Here is a 22171-nt window from a genome sequence, read left to right as displayed (position 1 = left end):
ATGGCAACTATTTTCGATCCGATCAAACTGGGCGACCTCGAACTGCCGAACCGTATCGTCATGGCACCGCTGACCCGCTGCCGCGCCGATGAAGGCCGCGTACCGAACGCGCTGATGGCCGAGTACTACGTGCAGCGCGCCTCTGCCGGGCTGATCCTCAGCGAGGCGACCTCGGTCACGCCAATGGGTGTCGGCTACCCCGACACCCCCGGCATCTGGTCCAACGACCAGGTCCGTGGCTGGTCCAATGTCACCAAAGCCCTGCACGCCGCCGGCGGCCGGATCTTCCTGCAACTGTGGCACGTCGGCCGGATCTCGCACCCGTCGTACCTGAACGGCGAACTGCCGGTCGCACCGAGCGCCATCCAGCCCAAGGGCCATGTGAGCCTGGTCCGCCCGCAAGCGGACTACCCGACCCCGCGAGCCCTGGAAACCGCCGAGATCGCCGACATCGTCGAGGCCTACCGGGTCGGTGCGGAGAACGCCAAGGCCGCCGGTTTCGACGGCGTTGAAGTCCACGCGGCGAACGGCTACCTGCTCGACCAGTTCCTGCAGAGCAGCACCAACCAGCGCACCGACAACTACGGTGGTTCCCTGGAAAACCGCGCTCGCCTGCTGCTCGAAGTCACCGACGCCGTGGTGGAAATCTGGGGCGCCGGCCGCGTCGGTGTCCACCTGGCTCCGCGTGCCGACTCCCATGACATGGGCGACGACAACCTGGCGGAAACCTTCACCTACGTCGCCCGCGAGCTGGGCAAGCGTGGCATCGCGTTCATCTGCTCGCGGGAGAAAGAGGCCGACGACAGCCTTGGCCCACGCTTGAAAGAAGCGTTCGGCGGCCCCTACATCGCCAACGAGCGCTTCACCAAGGACAGTGCCAATGCCTGGCTGGCCGAGGGCAAGGCCGACGCAGTGGCGTTCGGTGTACCGTTCATCGCCAACCCGGACCTGCCAGCGCGCCTGAAGGCCGACGCCGAACTGAACGCGGCACACCCTGAAACCTTCTACGGCAAGGGCCCGGTCGGCTACATCGACTACCCGACCCTGTAAACGCAGAAACTTCAGCAGTACGTGCAGGCCCCGGTTCGAAAGAGCCGGGGCCTTTTCGTTGTAGCCGAATGCCCCGACCTGAACATGGGAAAACACTCACAAAATAGCGAGTGGTTTACTCCAAGCATTTTTTGCATTGATCCCCATACTTGTCTGGCGCGCCCCAGGCACGGGAAAGCGCGTGACGTCATGGACTGGCGCCACCATCCGGACCCAACTAAAAGGACTTAACATGTACCTCAGCCAATTCCTGGGCGTAGCCCTATCCTGCGCAGCCCTCTGCGGCCTGCTCTCATTCGCCGCCTACGCCTCGGCCCCTCAAGCCCTCGCCACCCTCACCGTGGAGATCAGCAACGAATCGCCGCAACCGCTCGAACTGCTGGGAACCGGCCTGGACCTGCAGGGCGCCCCGGTCTCGAGCTTTTCGATTGCCAGCGGCGAGCGTCGGGAGCTGCACCTGGAGGGACAACGGGCCTGGTTCATCTACGGCTCGGGACCGCGCAAATGCCGGTTCGTCGCCCAGCATTCGCTGAAACAGCGCTTCACCGACTCGGAACACACCAGCTACCTGCCGGTCTGGTCCCGCCAGGCCGAATCGATCGGCGAACGCACGGCCTCCTGCAAGGCGCGCCTGAGCAAGACCCTCAAGGCACCGCCCTACAGCTATAGCGTGAAATTCAGCATGGGCTGAGCCCCTTCGTCGGACCTGTCAGCGTCACTCAAAACGCTGTCAGCAATGGAAAAATCCTACACAACAAACGGAAACCATTCCTATTTAGTCCCCCTTCCAGCGGCCGATTCTTGAAGCATCTGCGCGATGCAGTGATCGGCCCGACGGGAGGACCGCAGCATGGTACCCAAGCCTCAGCGGCAAGCTGAATGGCTGCCCTGGCAACATCAGCACCAACCGCACATCGACGCTGCCGAAACGGTCGGCATGTGGCTGGCTGGGCGGGGAGTGGCATGACCTTCCCCGAGCACTACGGCCCGCTACCGAAACAGGTGCTGGCCGAGGCCATCGACAACCTGCGGCTGGCGGGTCGACGAGCCGGGCTCAGCCTGCTGGGGCTGGCTATCGGTAGCGGTTCGGTCATCGCCTTGTTGAACATCGGCAGCAGCGCGGAAGCCGAAGCCCTGCGCTCGTTCCAGTCCATGGGCACCGACATGCTGGTGGTGAGGCTTGCGCCTGATCGTAGAAGCACTCTCCCCCCTCCCGTGACCCTTGATCCAGATGTCTTGCGCCATGTCGTCCCACAGCTGATCGATATCGCGCCCGTCAGCCTGCATTCGATCCGCTTCAGGCAATCGGCGATCGAGGTCGACGCCGCCCTGCTCGGCACCTCCAGCGAGCTGGCGAACGCGCTCGGCCTGAAGCTGCGAAGGGGGCGTTTCCTGACAGTATTCGACCGCCGGCAAACATTCGCCGTGGTCGGCGCGCAGGTTGCGCAGCAACTCTCGGTGCGAGGCCGACCGCTGCAACCGGGTGACCGGCTGCCCATCGAGGGCTACCTGTTCAACGTCATCGGTATCGTCGCAGGGCAACCCGGCAACCCGTTGCTCCCCGTGGACATCGACTACTCGATAATGGTCCCCCTGGAGGGGCTGCGACGCCTGTTCCCGGAACCCAGGATCGACAGCCTGATCATCCGGATCGCCACGCAAGCCGATCCGGAACTGACGGCACAAGACTTGAAGCGTCACCTGCCAGCGCTGCTCCACGGCCAGAAGGCCGAGGTGCGAATTCCACGGCAGTTGCTCGACGGCCTGAAACGCCAGGCCGCGACCTTCTCCCGCTTGCTGGCCGGCCTGGGCGGCATCGTCCTGCTGGTATCGGGCGTCGGCGTAATGAACGTGATGCTGATGAACCTGGCCGAGCGACGCCGAGAGATCGGCCTGCGCCTGGCGCTCGGCGCGCGCCCTCGGGACATCCGCAATGCCTTCCTCTGCGAGACGCTGTGCCTGTCGCTACCCGGCGTCCTCCTCGGGGCGCTGCTGGGCAGCCTCGCCGCGCTGCTCTTCAGCCATTTCGCCGGTTGGCCCCTACGCCTGAGCCTGACGCCCCTGCTGCTCGGTACCGGCAGTTCCCTGTTGACCGGTGTGTTCTTCGGCCTGCATCCGGCCCTCAAGGCCTCCCGCCTGCAACCCATGGAAGCACTACGGGAGACTGCCTATGAGTAACTAATACCGGCATCACATTTAAAACCTAAATACCTACTCATTTTTCAGGAACATCATCATGAAAAAGATACTTTCGCTCGCCTTGATTCTGGCCAGCACTCAAACTTTCGCAGCGGATGCCAGCATTACCAAGTCGCAAAAGCCACCCAGCTTCTTCAGCTATATAAGCACAGCGACTTCAATACATCGAACGCTACTCGCCGACTTCACCCACCCGACCAACGTCCAGATGAAGCTGAAAGGACTTCGCTGGAACACGACATTCTTTCCTGACGCGATAAACGAGAGGGTGAAGCTCTGCTACTTCGAGCCTTACTCCAATGCCGAAGTCGACTGTCAATTCATCACCCCGAACTCGACAGGCACCACCACTCTTTTCAACCAAAAACGCTTTGGACATGGAGCAAAAGTCCATCTCACCCATCTGACGGACGATCTGAAAAAACCGGCTCACCCCGCAGGGGAAGACAGCATCACCTTTGAATACAGCTACCAGTAACGAGCTCCTCCGCCAGCAGAAACAGGCTGGCGGAGCCTCCACACGGCCATAAGGTCAACAAGATGAAAATCACTCAAACAAGCAACTCATACAACTACACACCACAAACAGCCACCCCATCCAAAAATACACTAGAAAGAACTTCCACAGTCGCCACCGAACCGTCATCGGTTTCAATTAGTGGCTACGCACTACTAATCACTCACATGTATGGAGGAGAGCCGAACCCTCGATTTGAAACAATTCTTGACTCAACAAAATGCGAGAAATATTACCTAACCCAAGCAGACAGAGATCTATTGGCACGTATTTACGAATTTGCCCAGGAACAGGGGGCATCCCCCAGATACGTCACAGGCCTGGCCAGGGATCTGGCGAGCTATCGCCAGTTTCAAAATGGCACCATGCTGCACAACTTGAACTGCGGTCATAATTACGATAATGAAGGACATCGGCTGAGTTACAGCTTCTTCGACAAGGACGCGGCAACAGCCGAGCGAATTCTCAAGGGCGAAGCCATAAAAGGCAGCGCCCTAGATCAGGACTTCATTCGCTACATGATGGATCCCGGCTTTGGTGCTCACCACCTCTTCGATTTCGACTTTTTGGAAAAAGTCATTACCCGCTTCTCCAGTACTGGTGATCCAGACGTGAAACTATCGTCCCAATTCCAAACCTACGAAAGCAAGCCGGGATACATCGAGCATAAGTCCAAGGAAATTCTCAACCCAACGGTACTGGAACGCATGGCCAAAAAGCAGCAGGCCTCCAGCGCCGAGAACGGCACCACGCCCTCCGCCGAATCTGGCGCAAAAACCACCGATACTGTGAAAGACGTCTGGCACAGGGTCCTGCTGCAGATGATGCGCAACGGCGGCTGGCAATCATCACTCGCCGCGTTCCTCAGCGGCAATCGCAACGGCTGACGGCCGCCCCTGGGGTCAAGCGCGCCTGCGCTGCCCCCAGGCCACCAGCAGTCCGCTCAGGCAGATTACGGCAATGCCGATCACCGCAAACATGTCCGGCATGTGGTCGAAGACCAGGTAGCCATACATGCCGGCGAAAAGAATCTGCCCGTAGCTGAACGGCGCCAGCATCGCCGGTGGCGCATGCCGGAACGCCTGGGTCAGCAGCAGGTGGCCGAGCATGCCGCAGGTGCCCAGGCCGATCATGAACAGCCCATGGACCAGGGTCGGCGCGCTCCAGAAGAACGGCAGCATCGCGGTCATGATCAGGCTGTTGAGGATGCCGGTGAGGAAGTTGCTGGTGGTCGGGCTGTCGACGCCACTGAGCATGCGGGTCAGCAATTGGTAGAAACCGAAGCACAACGCCGAGCAGAGCGGCAGCAGGATCGCCGGGGTGAACAGCGCACTGCCCGGGCGAATGATGATCAGCACCCCGACGAAACCGGCAATGACCGCCGCCCACTGGCCACGGCTCACTCGCTCGCCCAGCAGCGGAACCGACAGGGCCGTCACCAATAGCGGCGCCAGGAAGTTGACCGAGGTGGCTTCCGCCAGGGGGATGTAGCGCAGGCCGGTGGTGAAAAACAGGCTGGTACCGATCAGGCACAGCGCACGCAACAGTTGCAGCCCCGGACGCCGGGTGCGGACCACCGCGGAGAAGCCGCTGCGAGGCACGAACACCACCAGCATCAGCAAGGTATGGACCACGTAACGGGCCCAGACCACCATCACGATCGGATAGAACCCGGAAAGGTACTTGGACAACGCATCGTGGCTGGCGAACAGCAGTACCGCCCCACAGATCAGTGCAATGCCCTTGAGCGGCTGCTCGGCGCCCTTGTGCAGCAGGTTGGGTACATTCATTCACAGGCTCGCAACAAATTCACTACAAAATACTTAGCACACTAACTACCAAGATGCGCCGTACAGGTATATAAATGTTGCCCGCTGTCGAGGCACGCACCGCCAGGCCGATGTGACTGGCAGGGAATATTGACACAACTAGACTCAATTACGCATTTTGACTCAATTGCGCAGGCTGGGGCTCAAGCGCAGCATGTCCAGCCCGGTATCGACCCAGCGCTCGGCATCCTTGTTCAGGTCGAAGCTGTCCGGCGCCAACAGCCATTGATAGAGAACGCCATCGATCCAGGCATGGAGACTGATGGCGGCGCGGGCCGTATCGAGAGTCTCGGGAAGCTGCCCTCGGTTCACCGCATTACGCAAGGCCAGTTCGATGTGCGCGTTGCAGTCCAGGCTGACGGCACGGCGCTGGCGGCGCAGGTCACACATTTCATCGGTGAACTCGCACTTATGAAACAAAATTTCATTAATGCGCCGAACTTTCGGGTCAAGAGCAATCTGCTGAAACAAATGAATCAGCAACTGACGCATGCAGCCCAACGGGTCGGGCTCGTCCTGGTCCTCGCTGGCCTTGGCCATGTCGTCCAGCGGCTCGCGCAGCGAATCGAGCATCGCCTGCACCAGGTCGGCCTTGTTGCTGAAATGCCAGTAGATGGCACCGCGGGTGACACCCGCCAGGGTCGCGATATCGGCCAGGGTGGTGCGCGCCACGCCGCGCTCGTAGAAGGCCTTTTCGGCCGCCTCGAGTATCTGCCTGCGGGTTTCCTGAGCTTCTTCTTTGGTACGACGAACCATGGCAGTAAAACCTCGATCAGGGTGCCGCGGACTCCCCCTGGGCTTAATCCGGGCTTAACGACGGGCGGCGATTTTTGTGCCTTTTCCCGAGATGAATTCCATGCTTTGTAACGACTTTGGGCAAAAGTTCAAGCCTTTACAAACAACCGTGAATGTAAGTATATTCATTAGCACCCTATTTATCCAGCCGGATCACCCTTCATACCCTTCCACCCTTCTTGTGCGCTTCACGCGCGCCTGACCCGAGGATCTTCATGCAACTCAAGCCAGCTGTTACCGCTCTGGTCACCGCCGTCGCCCTGGCATCGCTGCTCAGCGGATGCAATAAAAAGGAAGAGGCCGCGCCCGCGGCCGCCCCCGCCCCTCAGGTCGGCGTCGTGACCCTGCAAGCCCAACCGTTCACCCTGACCTCCGAGCTGCCAGGGCGCACCACGGCCTATCGCATCGCCGAGGTCCGGCCACAGGTCAATGGCATCATCCTCAAGCGCCTGTTCAAGGAAGGCGGCGACGTCAAGGCCGGCCAGCAGCTCTATCAGATCGACCCATCGGTCTATGAAGCGACCCTGAAAAGCGCCGAGGCCAACCTGCAATCGACCAAGTCGATCGCCGACCGCTACAAGCAACTGGTGAACGAGCAGGCTGTCAGCCGTCAGGAATACGACACCGCCGTCGCCAACCGCCTGCAATCGGAAGCGGCCCTGCAAAGCGCCCAGATCAACGTACGCTACACCAAGGTCCTCGCGCCGCTGTCCGGCCGTATCGGCCGTTCCTCGGTGACCGAGGGCGCGCTGGTCAGCACCGGCCAGGCCGATGCCATGGCGACGATCACCCAGCTGGACCCGATCTACGTCGATATCACGCAATCCACCGCCGACCTGCTGAAGCTGCGTCGCGAGCTGGAAAGCGGCCGCCTGCAGAAGGCCGGCGACAACGCGGCCATGGTCAAGCTGACCCTGGAAGACGGCAGCACCTACGCCCAGTCGGGCAAGCTGGAATTCTCGGAAGTCACCGTGGATGAAACCACCGGTTCCGTGACCCTGCGCGCGGTGTTCCCGAACCCTGACCACTCGCTGCTGCCTGGCATGTTCGTCCATGCCCAGTTGCAGTCCGGCGTCAACAGCGCGGCGATCCTCGTACCGCAGCAAGGCGTGACCCGTGACCTCAAGGGTACTCCGACCGCCCTGGTCGTCGGCCCGGACAACAAGGTCGAACTGCGCCAGCTCAAGGCCAGCCGTACCCAGGGCAGCCAGTGGCTGGTCGAGGACGGCCTGAAGTCGGGCGATCGCGTGATCACCGAAGGCCTGCAGTTCGTGCGTCCAGGCGTCGAGGTCAAGGCCAGCGAAGCCACCAACGTCAAAACCGCCAACCCGGCCCCTGCCCCGGCAACCGACAAAGCCGCAGGCAGCAAAGGGGAGTAAACCATGTCGAAATTCTTTATCGACCGCCCGATCTTCGCCTGGGTGATCGCCCTGGTGATCATGCTGGTCGGCGCGCTCTCGATCCTCAAGTTGCCGATCAACCAGTACCCGGCAATCGCGCCACCGGCCATCGCCATTTCCGTGACCTACCCGGGTGCCTCGGCGCAGACCGTGCAGGACACCGTGGTCCAGGTGATCGAACAGCAGCTCAACGGTATCGACAACCTGCGTTATGTCTCGTCGGAAAGTAACTCCGACGGCAGCATGACCATCACCGCCACCTTCGAGCAGGGCACCAGTTCCGACACCGCCCAGGTCCAGGTCCAGAACAAGCTGAACCTGGCGACTCCCCTGCTGCCGCAGGAAGTGCAACAGCAGGGTATCCGCGTCACCAAGGCGGTGAAGAACTTCCTGATGGTGATCGGCGTGGTGTCGACCGACGGCAGCATGACCAAGGACGACCTGTCGAACTACATCGTCTCCAACATGCAGGACCCGATCTCGCGGACCGCGGGTGTCGGTGACTTCCAGGTGTTCGGTGCCCAGTACGCGATGCGGATCTGGCTCGACCCGGCCAAGCTGAACAACTACCAGCTGACCCCGGTGGACGTGAAGACCGCCGTGGCCGCACAGAACGTCCAGGTGTCCTCCGGCCAGTTGGGTGGCCTGCCGGCCTTGCCTGGCCAGCAACTGAACGCCACCATCATCGGCAAGACCCGCCTGCAGACCGCCGAGCAGTTCAAGAACATCCTGCTCAAGGTCAACAAGGACGGCTCGCAGGTGCGCCTGGGCGATGTCGCCGACGTCGGCCTGGGGGGTGAGAACTACAGCATCGCGGCCCAGTACAACGGCAACCCGGCCTCGGGCCTGGCGGTCAAGCTGGCCAACGGCGCGAACGCCCTGGACACCGCCAAGGCACTGCGCAAGACCATCAACGACCTGCAGCCGTTCTTCCCGCCTGGCATGCAGGTGGTATTCCCGTACGACACCACCCCGGTGGTGACCGAGTCGATCAAGGGTGTGGTTGAAACCCTGATGGAAGCGATCGTGCTGGTGTTCCTGGTGATGTTCCTGTTCCTGCAGAACTTCCGCGCCACCATCATCACCACCATGACCGTACCGGTGGTACTGCTGGGTACCTTCGGCATCCTCGCGGCGGCCGGCTTCAGCATCAACACCCTGACCATGTTCGGCATGGTCCTGGCCATCGGCCTGCTGGTGGACGACGCCATCGTCGTGGTGGAGAACGTCGAACGGGTCATGAGCGAGGAAGGCCTGTCGCCCAAGGAAGCGACCAAGAAGTCCATGAGCCAGATCCAGGGCGCCCTGGTCGGTATCGCCATGGTGCTCTCGGCGGTACTGTTGCCGATGGCGTTCTTCGGCGGCTCCACCGGTGTGATCTACCGCCAGTTCTCCATCACCATTGTCTCGGCCATGGGCCTGTCGGTGCTGGTGGCGCTGATCTTCACCCCGGCGCTGTGCGCCACCATGCTCAAGGCCATTCCCCATGGCGAGCACGGCACGCCGAAACGTGGGTTCTTCGGCTGGTTCAACCGCAACTTCGATCGCAGCGTCCGCGCCTACGAAAGCAGCGTCGGCAATATCCTGGCGCACAAGCTGCCGTACCTGTTGGCCTATGCGCTGATCGTGGTCGGCATGATCTGGCTGTTCGCCCGTATCCCCAGCTCGTTCCTGCCCGAGGAAGACCAGGGCGTACTCTTCGCCCAGGTCCAGACCCCGGCCGGCTCCAGTGCCGAGCGGACCCAGGCGGTGGTCGACAAGATGCGCGCCTACCTGCTCAAGGACGAATCGGCAGCCGTGAACTCGGTGTTCACCGTGACCGGCTTCAACTTCGCCGGTCGTGGCCAGAGCTCGGGCATGGCCTTCATCATGCTCAAGCCATGGGACCAGCGTAACGCCGACAACAGCGTGTTCAAGCTGGCCGAACGGGCCCAGGCGCACTTCTTCAGCTTCCGTGACGCGATGGTGTTCGCCTTCGCTCCACCGGCAGTACTGGAACTGGGTAACGCCACCGGTTTCGACGTGTACCTGCAGGACCGTGCCGGTATCGGCCACGAGAAGCTGATGGAAGCGCGCAACCAGTTCCTCGGCATGGCGGCACAGAGCAAGGTCCTGGCGGCGGTCCGCCCCAACGGCCTGAACGATGAACCGCAATACCAGCTGAGCATCGACGATGAGCGTGCAAGCGCGCTGGGCGTGAGCCTGTCGGACATCAACAACAGCCTGTCGATTGCGTTGGGCGGTAGTTATGTCAACGACTTCATCGACCGCGGCCGGGTGAAGAAGGTCTACATCCAGGGCAAGTCCGCCGCGCGGATGAGCCCGGAAGACCTGCAGAAGTGGTACGTGCGCAGCAGCAGCGGCACCATGGTTCCGTTCTCGGCGTTCGCCAAGGGCGAGTGGGTCTACGGTTCGCCGAAGCTCGCACGCTACAACGGCGTCGAAGCGATGGAGATCCTCGGTGCCCCGGCTCCAGGCCACACCACCGGTGAGGCCATGGCGGAAGTCGAGGCCCTGGCCAAGAAGCTGCCGGCGGGTGTCGGTATTTCCTGGACCGGCCTGTCGTATGAAGAACGCCTGTCCGGCTCCCAGGCGCCGGCGCTGTTCGCCCTCTCGCTGCTGATGGTGTTCCTGTGCCTGGCGGCGCTGTACGAAAGCTGGTCGATCCCGATCGCGGTGGTACTGGTCGTGCCGCTGGGGATCATCGGTGCACTGCTGGCGACCACCCTGCGTGGCCTGTCCAACGACGTGTACTTCCTCGTGGGCCTGTTGACCACCATCGGCCTGGCGGCGAAGAACGCCATCCTGATCGTGGAATTCGCCAAGGAACTGCACGAACACGGCAAGAGCCTGCGCGATGCGGCGATCGAGGCCTGCCGCATGCGTCTGCGTCCGATCATCATGACCTCGCTGGCGTTCATCCTCGGCGTGGTTCCGCTGGCAATCTCCACCGGCGCCGGCTCCGGCAGTCAGCACGCCATCGGTACCGTGGTGGTTGGCGGTATGATCAGCGCAACCATCTTGGCGATTTTCTGGGTTCCGTTATTCTTCGTGGCCGTCTCGGCGATTGGCGGCGAGAAGAAGCACGCGAAACCCGCAACCCCTGAAACTCCACACCATGAGGCTGGCCAATGAGCAAGTCCCTTCTCTCTGTAGCGGTCGCGGCCTTCGTGCTCAGCGGCTGCTCGCTGATCCCCGACTACCAGCGCCCCGAAGCGCCGGTAGCGGCGCAGTACCCGCAAGGGCCGGCCTACTCGCCGGCCCAGGCGGCGAACGTCGCCGCGGCCGAGCAGGGCTGGCGCCAGTTCTTCAACGACCCGGCGCTGCAGCAGTTGATCCAGGTGGCCCTGGAAAACAACCGCGACCTGCGGGTCGCGGCACTGAACATCGAAGCCTACCGTGCCCAGTACCAGATCCAGCGCGCCAACCTGTTCCCGGCCGTCACTGCCGACGGCAGCGGCAGCCGCCAACGGGTCCCGGCCGACGCTTCGACCACCGGCAAGGCGGCGATCAACAGCCAGTACTCGGCAACCCTCGGGGTCAGCTCCTATGAACTGGACCTGTTCGGCCGCATCCGCAGCCTGAGCGAGCAGGCGCTGCAGACCTACTTCGCCAGCGAAGAGGCGCGCCGCACCACGCAGATCAGCCTGGTGGCCAGTGTCGCCAACGCCTACCTGACCTGGCAGGCCGACAAGGAACTGCTCAAGCTGACCCAGGAAACCCTGGCAGCCTACGAGGAAAGCTACCGGTTGACCTCGCGCAGCAACGAAGTCGGCGTGGCCTCGGCCCTGGACCTGAGCCAGTCGCGGACTTCGGTTGAAGGTGCACGCGTCAAGCTGGCGCAGTTCACTCGCCAGGTCGCCGAAGACCAGAACAGCCTGACCCAACTGCTGGGCACCGGCATTCCGGCGAACCTGCCAGCGGCCCAGCCATTGTCGGCCAAGCTGCTCAGCGACCTGCCGGCTGGCCTGCCTTCGGAACTGCTGCAGCGGCGTCCGGACATCCTCAGTGCCGAGCACCAGCTGATGGCGGCCAACGCCAACATCGGGGCGGCGCGCGCAGCGTTCTTCCCGAGCATCAGCCTGACCGCCAATGCCGGTACCCTGAGCCCGGACATGGGCGGTCTGTTCAAGGGCGGTTCGGGCACCTGGCTGTTCTCGCCGAAGATCAGCATCCCGATCTTCAACGCCGGCAGCCTGAGGGCCAGCCTGGACTATTCCAAGATCCAGAAGGACATCAGCGTCGCCAACTACGAGAAGGCGATCCAGACCGGCTTCAAGGAAGTGTCCGATGGCCTGGCCGCACGCCAGACCTTCAATGAGCAGTTGCAGGCCCAGCGCGACCTGGTCGCCGCCAACCAGGACTACTACCGCCTGGCCGAGCGTCGCTACCGCATCGGTGTCGACAGCAACCTGACCTTCCTCGATGCCCAGCGCTCGTTGTTCAGCGCCCAGCAGTCGCTGATCAGCGATCGCCTGTCGCAGCTCACCAGCGAGGTCAACCTGTACAAGGCCCTCGGCGGTGGCTGGAACGAGCAGACCGGCCAGGCCCGCCCGGTCGACGACACGCCACCGAAAGGCTGACGTCGTTCGTGCTGCACAAAAAACCCGCCTTCGGCGGGTTTTTTCATGCCCGCACTGTTCCGTTCGGTAATCGCCCGGAACCGTCAAACCGCAATTGAATACGCGCTTCGATCCACCGCACCATGCTTGCGCATCGACCCATACCAATAACAACAGGTTCATCCGCCATGCCCCGACGCCCTGCCCTCAGCGGCTGATCACCGCCGCACGCTCGCCCCGACAACACACCCTCGTCTGCAACCCTCATGTTGCGGCTGTGCCCTGCCTCACCCCTAACAATTAGAGAGACCGATCCATGAAGCCACTGAACAAGAGCAACCGTCCCTCCCGTGCCCTGCTGACCCTCGCCATCGCCGGTGCGGCCCTGCCGGCCATGGCCGAGGAACATGGCTTTGTGGAAGACGCCCAGGCCAACCTGAACCTGCGAAACTTCTACATCAACCGCAACTTCACCAACCCGGCCTACCCCCAAGGCAAGGCCGAGGAATGGACGCAGAACTTCATCCTCGATGCCAGGTCCGGTTTCACCCAGGGCACCGTCGGCTTTGGCGTCGATGTGCTCGGCACCTTTTCCCAGAAACTCGATGGCGGCAAGGGCACCGGCGGCACGCAACTGCTGCCGCTGGACCATGACGGGCGCCCGGCCGACAACTTCGGTCGCCTGGACGTGGCGTTCAAGGCCCGCATCTCCAAGACCGAGCTGAAGGTCGGCGAATGGATGCCGGTGCTGCCGATCCTGCGTTCCGATGACGGCCGCTCGCTGCCGCAGACCTTCCGCGGTGGCCAGGTCACCTCGAAGGAAATCGACGGCCTGACCCTGTACGGCGGCCAGTTCCAGAAGAACAGCCCGCGCAACGACTCAAGCATGACCGACATGTACATGCAGGGGAAAACCGCCTTCACCTCCGACCGCTTCAACTTCGCCGGTGGCGAGTACACCTTCAACGACAAGCGCACCCTGATTGGCCTCTGGAACGCGCAACTGAAGGACATCTACCGCCAGCAGTACGTCAACCTGGTGCACAGCCAGCCACTGGGTGACTGGACCCTGGGCGCCAACCTCGGGTTCTTCTACGGCAAGGAAGATGGCAAGGCACTGGCCGGCGACCTGGAAAACCGCACCTGGTCGGGGATGTTCTCGGCCAGGTACGGCGGCAACACCTTCTATGTCGGCCTGCAGAAACTCACCGGCGACAGCGCCTGGATGCGGGTCAACGGCACCAGCGGCGGCACCCTGGCCAACGACAGCTACAACAGCAGCTATGACAACGCCCAGGAAAAATCCTGGCAGTTGCGCCATGACTACAACTTCGCCGCGCTGGGGATTCCGGGGCTGACCCTGATGAACCGCTACATCAGCGGCAGCAACGTGCATGTCGGCACGATCACCGACGGCAAGGAATGGGGTCGCGAGTCGGAACTGGCCTACACCATCCAGAGCGGCACCTTGCGCGACCTGAGCCTGCGCTGGCGTAACTCGAGCATGCGCCGGGACTTCAGCACCAACGAGTTCGACGAAAACCGCCTGATCATCAGCTACCCGATCTCCCTCCTGTAGATTGATCGTTCCCACGCTCCGCGTGGGAATGCAGCCCGTGACGCTACGCGTCGCAAGAGCGGACGCCGAGCGTCCAGAGAGGCGTTCCCACGCGGAGCGTGGGAACGATCAAACGCCATCGCAATCAGGCCTAGTCAATGCGAATCGCGGTCCCACCACCAATCCCAGAAACCGGGCAGGTGCACCGGCGTGGAACTGCTCGGCACCGTGCGGGCCAGTACGGCACGCAGCAGGGCCGAACGGTCGGTGTAGAACGGCTGTTCGGCCGTTCGCACGCCGGTCTCCCGCGCGCAATCCATCAGGATCTGCAGGTACTCCTGCAAGTGCCGGGCGGTGTAGCGGTTGAGGTCGTGAAAGGTCACCACCACCGGAATCACCCCGTCGACCACCGGCATCTCGCCCCGGGCGATCTGCTCGCGGACTTCGGCCAGGTGCTTGAGCAGGTTGGCCCGGCGTTGCGGGCTCGCGGTGATCCCCCAGACCTTGCCGTCGTTGGCACTGAGGTCGGTCAGCAGCACATGCAGGCCATGCCGCTGGTAGGCGGCGAAGGTGCGCTTGTCGTAGTTCCAGAATGGCGGGCGCAGGAGGGTCGGCGGCGCACCGGTGATCGCCGCGATGGCGGCACTGCCATCGTTCAGCGACTGCTCCAGTTCCTGCGGGTCCAACGAGCGATGATTGGTGTGCCAGTGGCCCGCGGTATGGAAACCGAGGATATGCCCCTCGGCATGTTCTCGCCGCATCAGCGCCCGGCCGATATCACTGTTGCCGGCCCGCGGGGCGCCGGTCTGGACGAAGAACAGTGCCTTGATGCCCGGCTGGATCGGGTTGCGGGCCAGGTCATCGAGCACCGAGGCGGTCGGATTGTAGAAACTCGACGCGCTGGGGCCATCATCGAAGGTCAGCAGGAAGCGAATCGGCGGCTGCGTGCGCAGGGCCTGTTCGGTGCTCGGACTCAAGGGCAGCGGCGGGCCGATACAGGCCGCCAGGCTGGTGGCGAGCGCGAGCACCAGGAGCGAGGTCAAAAGCGATTTCATGAGGTTGGCCTGGTCCAGGTCACAACAATTGCAGAACCAAGATGTATTCAAGCCATCGTCATGCAGAACGGAATGGAAACTTGAGTGCGCATCTTACCGACAGAATGGCGCGACCTCCCTGCCCTCCGCCGTTACGCCTGAGGGGCCATCGTTTCTGTCAGATTAGCGCAAGGGCAAAGTGTTCCGAAGCAGGCGATTTTTTCAGGCAAATGAGAACGGGCCCGCAACGAGGGTGCGCCCCCAGGGAGGGAGCGCTCGCCCAAAAGCCTACTGGCGCGACTCCACGCCCAGCTCGTCCCATACCGACTCGGCCAGGTGGAAGGTCGCATTGGCGGCCGGGATACCGCAATAGATGGCGCTCTGCATCAGCACTTCCTTGATCTCTTCGCGGGTTACGCCGTTGTTGGCCGCGGCCCGCAGGTGCAACTTGAGCTCCTCGTTGCGGTTCATCCCGATCAGCATGGCGATGGTGATCAGGCTGCGCGTGTGCCGGGGCAACCCCGGGCGAGTCCAGATATCACCCCAGGCATGGCGGGTGATCATCTCCTGGAACTCCGAGTTGAACTCGGTCAGGTTGTTCAGGCTGCGGTCGACATGGGCATCCCCGAGCACGGCACGCCGCACCTGCATCCCCTCGGCATAACGTTGTTTCTCGTCCACGGACACTCTCCTCAAATCCGGTCCAGCAGGAAGTCCAGCACGCGCTGGCTGAAGGCATCGCCGGCCTGTACGTTCGACAGGTGGGCGGCATGGAATTCGGCGTACTCGGCGCCCTTGACGTGTCGCTGGATGAACAGACTGCCGCTGGGCGGCGTCACCGCATCCTCGCTGCCGGCGATCACCAGCAACGGAGCGCGGATCCTGTCCAGCTGCTCGCGGAAGTCGGCATCGCGCACGGCCGCGCAGTTGGCCGCATAGCCTGACGGCGAGGTGGCGGCGAGCATGTCGGTGATCGGCTTGACCTGCTGCGGTTGCGCCGCGGAAAACTCCGGGGTGAACCAGCGGGCGATCGCCCCGTCACGCAGCGCGGCCATGGCCGCCGTGCCGTCACGCAATACCGTTTCGATGCGTGGGTTCCACATCGCCGGGTCGCCGATCTTCGCCGCCGTGTTGCACACCACCAGCTTGTCCAGGCGTTGGCCGGCATGGATGCCCAGCCACTGGCCGATCAGGCCCCCCATGGACAGCCCGCAGAAATGCGCACGTTCGATATCCAGCGCGTCGAGCAGGGCCAGTACGTCCTGGCCCAGTTGCTCGATGCTGTAGGGGCCATCGGTCACCAGCGAACGGCCGTGACCGCGGGTGTCGTAGCGCAGCACCCGGAAGTGTTCGCTGAACGCCGGAACCTGGGTATCCCACATACCGAGATCCGTGCCCAGGGAGTTGGAGAGCACCAGCACCGGCGCGTCCTCCGGACCGTCGAGACGGTAGTGCAGTTCGCCTTCAGCCAGTTGTACAAAAGCCACGACAATCTCCTTCAGGTAAAAGCCAGGTGCTCGGCCACCGCACGCTCGACCCAGGTACGGGCCTGGCCCAGGTAGTGGGCCGGGTCGAGCAGGTGGTCCAGTTCGTCCGCGGACAGTTGCGCGGTCACTTGTGGTTCGTCGCCTAGCACCGCCCGCAGGTGGCGCTGCTCGGCCACTGCGCGCTGGCAGCACTGTTCGAGCAGATGGTGGGCGGTATCGCGGCCCAGGCGTTGGGCGAGGACAATACTGACCGCCTCCGCCAGCAACAGGCCACGGGTCAGGTCGAGGTTGCTCAGCATTCGCGCCGGATCGACCTCCAGACCTTCGGCAACGATCAACGCCTGCTGCAGGGCCCCCGAGACCAATCGGCAGATCTCCGGCAAGGTTTCCCATTCGGCGTGCCACAGGCCGAGGCTGCGCTCATGCTCCTGGGGCATGGCACTGAACAGGGTCGAGAGCAGGCCCGGTACCCGGGTCGCGGTGCCGATCAGCACCGCGGCGCCCACGGGGTTGCGCTTGTGCGGCATGGTCGAGGAGCCCCCCTTGCCCGGTGCCGAGGGTTCGAACACCTCTGCGGCCTCGGTCTGCATCAGCAGGCTGATATCGCGCCCCAGTTTGCCCAGGCTGCCGGCGATCAGGCCGAGTACGGCACCGAACTCCACCAGTCGATCACGATGGGTGTGCCAGGGTTGTTCGGCAAGACCGAGTCGCAGCTCCTCGGCCAGGGCCTCGGCCACCGGCATGGCCTGCTCGCCGAGGGCCGCCAGGGTGCCCGAGGCCCCACCGAACTGCAGGCACAACAGCCGCGGTTGCAGTTCACGCAGGCGCTGGCGATGGCGGGTGATCGCCCCCAGCCAGCCGGCGATCTTCATGCCAAGGGTGACCGGCGTCGCCTGCTGCAACCAGGTCCGCCCGGCCAGCGGCGTGCCCGCATGGCGCTTGGCCTGGGTCGCGAGGATATCGCCCAGGCGCTGCAGGTCGACATCGATCAGTTGCCAGGCACTGCGCAACTGCAGCACCAGGCCGGAATCCATGACGTCCTGGCTGGTGGCGCCAAGATGCACATAACGCTCGGCACCGGCATCGGTCGCGGCGATCTGTCTGCCCAGTGCCTTGACCAGCGGGATCGCCGAATTGCCGGCCGTGGCGATCGCTTCGCCCAGTGCGCCGAAATCATAGAGCCCGGCCTGGCACGCCGCGGCGATCGGCGCGACGGCCGCCTGGGGAATCAACCCGACCCGCGCCTGCGCGCGCGCCAGCGCCGCTTCGAAGTCGAGCATCGCCTGGACCCTGCCCTCGTCGGAAAAGACCTGGGCCATGTCGCGGGCGAAAAAATAGGCATCGAACAGTTGATTGCTCGGTCGTTGCATGGGAAATCCCTGGTAAAGGCGCGCCCATCAAGGGCGCGCAGATCGATCAATGATCGTGATGCAGATACGCCGCCTGTTTCGGCAGGCGCAGGCTGAACAGGAAGGCGACCACCATCATGGCCGTCACGTACCAGTAGAAGACGTTTTCCATGCCAGCGTTCTTGAGGTTCAGCGCCACGAACTCCGCCGAGCCGCCGAACACCGCGTTGGCCACCGCGTAGGCCAGGCCCACGCCAAGCGCCCGCACCTGCACCGGGAACATTTCGGCTTTGACCAGGCCGCTGATCGAGGTGTAGAAGCTGACGATCGCCAGGGCCAGGCTGATGAGTACGAAGGCCAGGAACGGGCTGGTGACGGTCTTCAGGGCCAGCAGGATCGGCACCGTGCACAGTGCACCCAGGGCACCGAACCAGAGCATCGAGTTGCGCCGGCCGATCCTGTCCGAGAGCATGCCGAACACCGGCTGCAGGCACATGTACAGGAACAGCGCGCCGGTCATCACGAAGCTCGCGGTCTTGGCGCTCATGCCGGCGGTGTTCACCAGGTACTTCTGCATGTAGGTGGTGAAGGTGTAGAAGATCAGCGAGCCGCCGGCGGTGTAGCCGAGCACGGTGATGAACGCTGCCTTGTGGTCACGCAACAGTGCCCGGATGCTGCCGGCATCCTTGTCCTCGCGGGTTTCCCGGCTGGTGGTTTCCTTCAGCGAGCGGCGCAGCAGCAACGAGATCAGCGCGGCGATGGCGCCGACCACGAACGGGATACGCCAGCCCCAGGCCTTGAGCTCGGGCTCAGTGAGGAACTGCTGCAGGATCACCACCACCAGCACGGCCAGCAACTGGCCGCCGATCAGTGTCACGTACTGGAACGAAGCGAAGAAGCCGCGCTGTCCGCGCAATGCCACTTCACTCATGTAGGTAGCGGTGGTGCCGTACTCGCCGCCTACCGACAGTCCCTGGAACAGCCGCGCCACCAGCAGCAGCGCCGGCGCCCAGGCACCGATGCTGGCGTAGGTCGGCAGGAAGGCGATGACCAGGGAGCCGCCGCACATCATCAGCACCGAGATCATCATCGAGTTCTTGCGCCCGTGCTTGTCGGCCACCCGGCCGAACAGCCAGCCGCCGATGGGACGCATCAGGAAGCCGGCAGCGAAGACACCGGCGGTGTTCAGCAACTGGACCGTCGGGTCATCGGAAGGGAAAAAGGCAGGGGCGAAATAGATGGCACAGAAGGCATAGACATAGAAGTCGAACCATTCGACCAGGTTGCCGGAAGAGGCACCGACGATTGCAAAGATCCTTTTGCTGCGTTCCTCACCGGTGTACGGCGTCGTTGTTGTTGTCATGTTCACTCACTCGTAGAGGGATAGTTGCAGTCTAGACATACTTTGCAACAGACCTGTTCCCCAGCACAGCAGACCTGGGTGGGAAGCGGCTTGCCAGGTGATCAACACGGCGCCGTCCTTCCGGTGCACCGCGACGTATCGATCACCCGCCAGCGGAACGCCGCCCGGCCGTGTCCCACAGGACGGCTCAGACCCGCTCGATCGCCAGGGCCAGGCCCTGGCCGACGCCGACGCACATGGTCGCCAGGCCCTTGCGGCCGCCGGTCCTTTCCAACTGATGCAAGGCGGTCAGTACCAGGCGCGCACCGCTCATGCCCAGGGGGTGGCCGAGGGCAATCGCGCCACCATTCGGGTTGACCTGGGGCGCATCGTCGGCGATTCCCAGTTCACGCAACACCGCCAGGCCCTGGCTGGCGAAGGCCTCGTTCAGCTCGATCACGTCGAAGTCGCTGACCGCCAGGCCGAGCCGTTCGGTCAGCTTGCGCACCGCCGGCACCGGGCCGATGCCCATGACCCTGGGGGCCACGCCGGCACTGGCCATGCCGAGTACCCGCGCCCGTGGCGTCAGGCCATGCTTCTTCACCGCCTCGGCGGAAGCCAGGATCAACGCCGCCGCACCATCGTTGACACCGGAAGCATTGCCGGCGGTCACGGTCTTGTCGGGGCCGTTGACCGGCTTGAGTTTCGCCAGGGCCTCCAGCGACGTATCGGCGCGCGGATGTTCATCCTGCTCGACCACGGTCTCGCCCTTCTTGTGGGCGATACGCACCGGCACGATTTCCTCGGCGAAGAAACCGGCGGCCTGGGCGGCGGCGGTACGCTGCTGGCTGCGCAGGGCAAACGCATCCTGATCGGCACGGGAGACCTGGTAGTCGTCGGCGACGTTGTCGGCCGTCTGCGGCATCGCATCGACCCCGTACTGGGCCTTCATCAACGGGTTGATGAAGCGCCAGCCGATGGTGGTGTCTTCCAGCTTCATGTTGCGCGAGAACGCCGCATCGGCCTTGCCCATGACGAACGGGGCGCGGGACATCGACTCGACGCCGCCGGCGATCGCCAGCTCCATCTCGCCACTGGCGATGGCGCGGAAGGCATTGCCGATCGCTTCCATGCCCGAAGCACAGAGACGGTTGAGGGTCACGCCCGGCACGCTGTCCGGCAGGCCGGCGAGCAGCAGCGCCATGCGCGCGACGTTGCGGTTGTCCTCGCCGGCCTGGTTGGCGCAGCCGAGGAACACCTCGTCGACCTCACTCCAGTTAACCGACGGGTTGCGCTCCAGCAGCGCCATGATCGGCACCGCAGCGAGGTCATCGGCACGCACGCCGGCCAGGCCACCGCCGAAACGGCCGATGGGGGTGCGCACGGCATCACAGATAAAGACTTCGCGCATCAGGCTTCTCCCGGGGCTTGGCCATGGGCTGCGGCGGTGCGCGCCTCAAGGTCGCGCAAGGCGACGAGTTCGACGTCGGTCGGTTCGGCGGTGCTGGCAACCTGCTCGGCGAAGCGGACCGCCCAGCCGGTGGCAGCCACCACCTGCTCGCGGGTCACGCCCGGGTGCAGGGAGGTGACGACGAACTCATGGGTGCCGGCTTCCGGCTCCATGATGCACAGGTCGGTGATGATGCCCACCGGGCCGGCACCGGGCAGGCCGAGACGCTGGCGGGAATCGCCGCCTTCGCCGTGGCCGACCGAGGTGATGAAGTCCAGCTTGTCGACGAAGGAACGCGCCGACTGCTTGAGGATGATCAGCACGCTCTTCGCCGAACCGGCGATCTCGGGAGCACCGCCAGCACCTGGCAGGCGGACCTTCGGCGAGAAGTAGTCACCCACCACCGTGGTGTTGATATTGCCGAAGCGGTCGACCTGGGCCGCACCGAGGAAACCGACGTCGATACGCCCGCCCTGCAGCCAGTAGCGGAAGATTTCGCCAGTCGGCACCACCGTGTCGGCGGTTTCCGCCAGCTCACCGTCACCGATGGACAACGGCAACACGCTCGGCTTGGCACCGATCGGACCGGATTCGTAGATCAGCACCACGTCCGGCGAGGACGTCAGGCGCGCCAGGTTGGCCGCCTTGGACGGCAGGCCGATGCCGACGAAACAGACCGAACCGTTCTTCAGACGGCGGGCGGCGGCAACGGTCATCATCTCATGGGTGGTGTAGGTCATTATTTTGCCTCCGAGGCGTGGGCCAGCTTGGCCCGGAACTCGGCGAAGTCCGCCGTGCCGTGGATGTATTCGGCGATCCAGGCGCTGAAGCTTTCGCGGTCGCGGGCAATCGGGTCCCAGGCCTGGTAGAAACGGTTGTCGCGCTCACTGTAGCCATGGGCGTAGGACGGGTGTGCGCCACCGGGTACCAGGCAAACCGCACTCAGCGCCCAGGTCGGCAGGACGCAGGCGTTCATCGGGGCCTGCAGGTCGTCGACGATCTCCTCGACGGTGACGATGCAGCGCTTGGCCGCCAGGGCCGCCTCCTTCTGCACACCAAGGATGCCCCACAACAGGACGTTGCCCTTGCGGTCGGCCTTCTGTGCGTGGATCACCGTGACATCGGGGCGTACCGAAGGCACAGCCGCCAGTACTTCACCGGTGAACGGGCAGGTCACGCTCTTGATCAGCGGGTTGACCTTCGGCAGGTCGGAACCGGCGTAGGCGCGCAGCACCGCGAACGGCAGGCCGGAAGCGCCGGCGACGTAGGCGTTGGCCAGGTCGGCGTGACTGTGCTCCTCGATTTCCAGGGCGTGCGGCCACTGTTTCTCGACCGCATCGCGCAGGCGGTGCAAGGAACCGACACCCGGATTGCCGCCCCAGGAGAACACCAGCTTGCGGGCGCAACCGGCACCGATCAGCTGGTCGTAGATCAGGTCGGGGGTCATCCGCACCAGCGTCAGGTCTTTCTTGCCCTGACGAATGATTTCATGACCCGCCGCAGTCGGAATCAGGTGAGTGAAGCCTTCGAGCGCGACGGTATCGCCGTCGTTGACGAATTGCTTCACCGCTTCATGCAGCGAAAGGATTTCAGCCATGG

Annotated in this window: 19 protein-coding genes; 9 read left to right on the top strand and 10 right to left on the bottom strand. The window is 63.5% G+C overall.

Features of this window, described 5'->3' with window-relative positions; all coding sequences use genetic code 11:
* The 5 genes from HU752_RS07740 (at nucleotide 1) to HU752_RS07720 (ending at nucleotide 4653) form a co-directional block, all read left to right on the top strand.
* Nucleotides 1-1050: an alkene reductase gene (locus HU752_RS07740; protein ID WP_186688434.1), complete on the top strand. Its 1050-nt coding sequence runs from the start codon at nucleotides 1-3 to the stop codon at nucleotides 1048-1050.
* A gap of 232 nt (nucleotides 1051-1282) precedes the next feature.
* Nucleotides 1283-1741 (top strand): hypothetical protein, encoded by a 459-nt coding sequence (locus tag HU752_RS07735; RefSeq protein WP_186688436.1) that lies wholly within the window; start codon nucleotides 1283-1285, stop codon nucleotides 1739-1741.
* Nucleotides 1742-2013: 272 nt separating this feature from the next.
* Complete coding sequence (locus HU752_RS07730) at nucleotides 2014-3228, top strand: ABC transporter permease (protein ID WP_186688439.1); 1215 nt, start codon at nucleotides 2014-2016, stop codon at nucleotides 3226-3228.
* A 58-nt stretch (nucleotides 3229-3286) separates the two neighbouring features.
* Nucleotides 3287-3727 carry a hypothetical protein gene (locus HU752_RS07725; RefSeq protein WP_186688442.1) on the top strand — a complete coding sequence of 147 codons (441 nt, stop codon included), beginning with the start codon at nucleotides 3287-3289 and terminating at the stop codon, nucleotides 3725-3727.
* 62 nt (nucleotides 3728-3789) lie between these two features.
* Nucleotides 3790-4653: a hypothetical protein gene (locus HU752_RS07720; RefSeq protein WP_186688445.1), complete on the top strand. Its 864-nt coding sequence runs from the start codon at nucleotides 3790-3792 to the stop codon at nucleotides 4651-4653.
* 15 nt (nucleotides 4654-4668) lie between these two features.
* Here HU752_RS07720 and HU752_RS07715 read toward each other — a convergent pair whose 3' ends face one another.
* Nucleotides 4669-5556 carry a DMT family transporter gene (locus HU752_RS07715; RefSeq protein WP_186688448.1) on the bottom strand — a complete coding sequence of 296 codons (888 nt, stop codon included), beginning with the start codon at nucleotides 5554-5556 and terminating at the stop codon, nucleotides 4669-4671.
* A 162-nt stretch (nucleotides 5557-5718) separates the two neighbouring features.
* On the bottom strand, nucleotides 5719-6351 hold the full coding sequence (gene emhR, locus HU752_RS07710; protein ID WP_186688451.1) for an efflux system transcriptional repressor EmhR: 633 nt from the start codon (nucleotides 6349-6351) through the stop codon (nucleotides 5719-5721).
* 254 nt (nucleotides 6352-6605) lie between these two features.
* Between emhR and HU752_RS07705 the strand changes: the two genes are divergently transcribed.
* The 4 genes from HU752_RS07705 to HU752_RS07690 all read left to right on the top strand — a co-directional run bounded on the left by HU752_RS07705 (nucleotide 6606) and on the right by HU752_RS07690 (nucleotide 13931).
* Nucleotides 6606-7769: an efflux RND transporter periplasmic adaptor subunit gene (locus HU752_RS07705; protein ID WP_186688454.1), complete on the top strand. Its 1164-nt coding sequence runs from the start codon at nucleotides 6606-6608 to the stop codon at nucleotides 7767-7769.
* A gap of 3 nt (nucleotides 7770-7772) precedes the next feature.
* Entirely contained in the window at nucleotides 7773-10925 is a 3153-nt protein-coding gene (locus HU752_RS07700) for an efflux RND transporter permease subunit (protein ID WP_186688457.1), read from the top strand.
* Nucleotides 10922-12373 carry an AdeC/AdeK/OprM family multidrug efflux complex outer membrane factor gene (locus tag HU752_RS07695; RefSeq protein WP_186688460.1) on the top strand — a complete coding sequence of 484 codons (1452 nt, stop codon included), beginning with the start codon at nucleotides 10922-10924 and terminating at the stop codon, nucleotides 12371-12373. Before HU752_RS07700 ends, HU752_RS07695 begins: the two co-directional genes overlap by 4 nt.
* Before the next feature lie 295 nt (nucleotides 12374-12668).
* Entirely contained in the window at nucleotides 12669-13931 is a 1263-nt protein-coding gene (locus HU752_RS07690) for an OprD family porin (protein ID WP_186688462.1), read from the top strand.
* 134 nt (nucleotides 13932-14065) lie between these two features.
* On the opposite strand, the gene HU752_RS07685 is transcribed toward HU752_RS07690, so the two are convergent.
* The 8 genes from HU752_RS07685 to HU752_RS07650 form a co-directional block, all read right to left on the bottom strand.
* Entirely contained in the window at nucleotides 14066-14965 is a 900-nt protein-coding gene (locus HU752_RS07685) for a polysaccharide deacetylase family protein (RefSeq protein ID WP_186688464.1), read from the bottom strand.
* Nucleotides 14966-15232: 267 nt separating this feature from the next.
* Nucleotides 15233-15625, bottom strand: a complete 393-nt coding sequence (gene pcaC, locus HU752_RS07680; RefSeq protein WP_186688466.1) for a 4-carboxymuconolactone decarboxylase — start codon at nucleotides 15623-15625, stop codon at nucleotides 15233-15235.
* An 11-nt stretch (nucleotides 15626-15636) separates the two neighbouring features.
* On the bottom strand, nucleotides 15637-16431 hold the full coding sequence (pcaD, locus tag HU752_RS07675) for a 3-oxoadipate enol-lactonase (protein ID WP_186688468.1): 795 nt from the start codon (nucleotides 16429-16431) through the stop codon (nucleotides 15637-15639).
* An 11-nt stretch (nucleotides 16432-16442) separates the two neighbouring features.
* Nucleotides 16443-17801: a 3-carboxy-cis,cis-muconate cycloisomerase gene (locus HU752_RS07670; RefSeq protein WP_186688470.1), complete on the bottom strand. Its 1359-nt coding sequence runs from the start codon at nucleotides 17799-17801 to the stop codon at nucleotides 16443-16445.
* A 46-nt stretch (nucleotides 17802-17847) separates the two neighbouring features.
* Nucleotides 17848-19143, bottom strand: coding sequence for an MFS family transporter (locus HU752_RS07665; RefSeq protein ID WP_186688472.1), 1296 nt, complete (start codon nucleotides 19141-19143; stop codon nucleotides 17848-17850).
* Nucleotides 19144-19330: 187 nt separating this feature from the next.
* Nucleotides 19331-20536: a 3-oxoadipyl-CoA thiolase gene (gene pcaF, locus HU752_RS07660; protein WP_186688488.1), complete on the bottom strand. Its 1206-nt coding sequence runs from the start codon at nucleotides 20534-20536 to the stop codon at nucleotides 19331-19333.
* Entirely contained in the window at nucleotides 20533-21312 is a 780-nt protein-coding gene (locus tag HU752_RS07655; protein WP_189656795.1) for a CoA-transferase subunit beta, read from the bottom strand. Before HU752_RS07655 ends, pcaF begins: the two co-directional genes overlap by 4 nt.
* Nucleotides 21312-22169, bottom strand: coding sequence for a CoA transferase subunit A (locus HU752_RS07650; protein ID WP_186688475.1), 858 nt, complete (start codon nucleotides 22167-22169; stop codon nucleotides 21312-21314). Before HU752_RS07650 ends, HU752_RS07655 begins: the two co-directional genes overlap by 1 nt.
* Between the last annotated feature and the right edge of the window lie 2 nt (nucleotides 22170-22171).

It is taken from the genome of Pseudomonas vanderleydeniana, assembly GCF_014268755.2.
GTDB lineage: Bacteria > Pseudomonadota > Gammaproteobacteria > Pseudomonadales > Pseudomonadaceae > Aquipseudomonas > Aquipseudomonas vanderleydeniana.
The sequence above is the reverse complement of the archived record's forward strand: the minus strand, read 5'-3'. Positions and strand labels throughout refer to the sequence as shown.